The organism is Streptomyces laurentii (assembly GCF_040635425.1).
In the GTDB taxonomy this organism is placed as follows: Bacteria; Actinomycetota; Actinomycetes; order Streptomycetales; family Streptomycetaceae; genus Streptomyces; species Streptomyces laurentii.
The window spans coordinates 1-2,060 of record NZ_JBEYHT010000131.1 but is presented as its reverse complement, the minus strand read 5'-3'; the positions used below and the strand labels follow the sequence as shown (position 1 = coordinate 2,060).

At 70.2% G+C, this 2,060-nt stretch carries 3 protein-coding genes; all 3 read left to right on the top strand.

Annotated features, from left to right (window positions below):
• Nucleotides 1-138, top strand: a 138-nt coding sequence (locus ABZ693_RS36080) for an acyl-CoA dehydrogenase family protein (RefSeq protein ID WP_329924255.1), incomplete at its 5' end; no start/stop codon positions are given.
• Nucleotides 139-166: 28 nt separating this feature from the next.
• On the top strand, nucleotides 167-952 hold the full coding sequence (locus ABZ693_RS36075) for an electron transfer flavoprotein subunit beta/FixA family protein (protein ID WP_359885719.1): 786 nt from the start codon (nucleotides 167-169) through the stop codon (nucleotides 950-952).
• 38 nt (nucleotides 953-990) lie between these two features.
• The gene (locus ABZ693_RS36070) at nucleotides 991-1,947 is read left to right on the top strand and encodes an electron transfer flavoprotein subunit alpha/FixB family protein (protein WP_359885718.1); all 957 of its coding nucleotides are present in this window, start codon (nucleotides 991-993) and stop codon (nucleotides 1,945-1,947) included.
• Nucleotides 1,948-2,060 lie beyond the last annotated feature (113 nt).

Here is a 2,060-nt window from a genome sequence, read left to right as displayed (position 1 = left end):
GCCGTCCAGCTCCTCGGCGGCTACGGCTACACCCGCGACTACCCCGTCGAGCGCATGATGCGCGACGCCAAGATCACCCAGATCTACGAAGGCACCAACCAGGTCCAGCGCATCGTCATGGCCCGCAACCTCCCGTAACCACCCGCCCGTTGAAAGGAGACAGGCCGTGACCCTGAAGATCGCTGTCTGTGTGAAGTACGTTCCCGACGCCACCGGCGACCGCGGTTTCACCGACGACCTGACCACCGACCGTGAGGACGTCGACGGCCTCCTCTCGGAGCTCGACGAGTACGCGGTCGAGCAGGCGCTCCGGATCTCCGAGGAGGCGGACGACGCCGAGGTCACCGTCATCACGGTCGGCCCGGACGACGCCAAGGACGCGCTGCGCAAGGCGCTGTCGATGGGCGCCGACAAGGCCGTCCACGTCAACGACGAGGACATCCACGGCACCGACGTCATGGGCACCTCCGCGATCCTCGCCAAGACCCTGGAGAAGACCGGTTTCGACCTGGTCGTCTGCGGCATGGCGTCGACGGACGGCGCGATGGGCGTGCTGCCCGCGCTGCTCGCCGAGCGGCTGGGCCTGCCCCAGATGTCGCTGCTGTCCGAGGTCTCGGTCGAGGACGGCCTGGTGAAGGGCCGCCGTGACGGCGACGCCGCCAGCGAGCGGCTGCAGGCCCCGCTGCCGGCCGTCGTGTCGGTCACCGACCAGTCGGGCGAGGCTCGTTACCCGTCCTTCAAGGGCATCATGGCCGCCAAGAAGAAGCCGGTCGAGGAGCTCGACCTGGACGACCTCGGCATCGACGCCGACGAGGTCGGTCTCGCGAACGCGTGGACCCTCGTCGACTCGGTCGCGGCGCGCCCGGCCCGTACCCAGGGCACGATCGTCACGGACGAGGGCGACGGCGGCAAGCAGCTCGCCGTGTTCCTGTCCGGCCAGAAGTTCATCTGATCCACCCCACCGTCACCATCCCTCAGGAGCAAGGAATCATGGCTGAGATCCTGGTTCTCGTGGACCACGCCGACGGTGCGGTCCGCAAGCCGGCCCTCGAACTGCTCACGCTGGCCCGCCGGCTCGGCGAGCCGACCGCGGTCGTCCTCGGCGCCGGCGAGGCCGCCGCCTCGATCGCCGCGACGGCCGGCGAGTACGGCGCGGCGACCGTGTACGTCGCGGACGCCGCCGAGTTCACCGAGCAGCTCGTCGTGCCGAAGGTCGACGCGCTCACCCAGATCGCGAAGGACAAGGGCGTCGCCGCCGTCCTCGTGACCTCGTCCGGCGAGGGCAAGGAGATCGCCGCACGCGTGGCCCTCCGCCTCGGCTCCGGTCTGATCACGGACGCGGTGGAGCTGGAGGCCGGCGAGAACGGCCCGGTCGCCACCCAGTCGGTGTTCGCCGCCTCGTACCAGGTGAAGTCGACCGTCTCGCACGGCGTGCCGGTCATCACCGTCAAGCCCAACTCGGCCGCCCCGGAGGCCGCTCCGGCCGCCGGCGCCGTCGAGAACGTGTCGGTCGCCTTCACCGGCAACGCCGCCACGGTCGTCTCGCGCACCCCGCGCGTCTCCACCGGCCGCCCCGAGCTGACCGAGTCGGCGATCGTCGTCTCCGGCGGCCGCGGCGTCGGCGCGGCCGAGGGCTTCGAGGTCGTCGAGAAGCTGGCCGACTCGCTCGGCGCGGCCGTCGGCGCCTCCCGCGCCGCGGTGGACGCCGGCTGGTACCCGCACTCCAACCAAGTCGGCCAGACCGGCAAGCAGGTCTCGCCGCAGCTGTACATCGCGGCGGGCATCTCCGGCGCGATCCAGCACCGGGCGGGCATGCAGACGTCGAAGACGATCGTGGCCGTCAACAAGGACCCGGAGGCCCCGATCTTCGACCTGGTCGACTACGGCGTGGTCGGCGACCTGTTCGCCGTCCTGCCGCAGCTGACGGACGAGATCGGCGCCCGCTGACCCGATCGAGGGTGAGCGGATAGGCCTGGAGTTCGACAGCGTACTCATCAGGCAGATCACCGAGGTCAGCGGTCTGAAGATGGAACAGGACGTCATCGAACTCAAGCAGAACA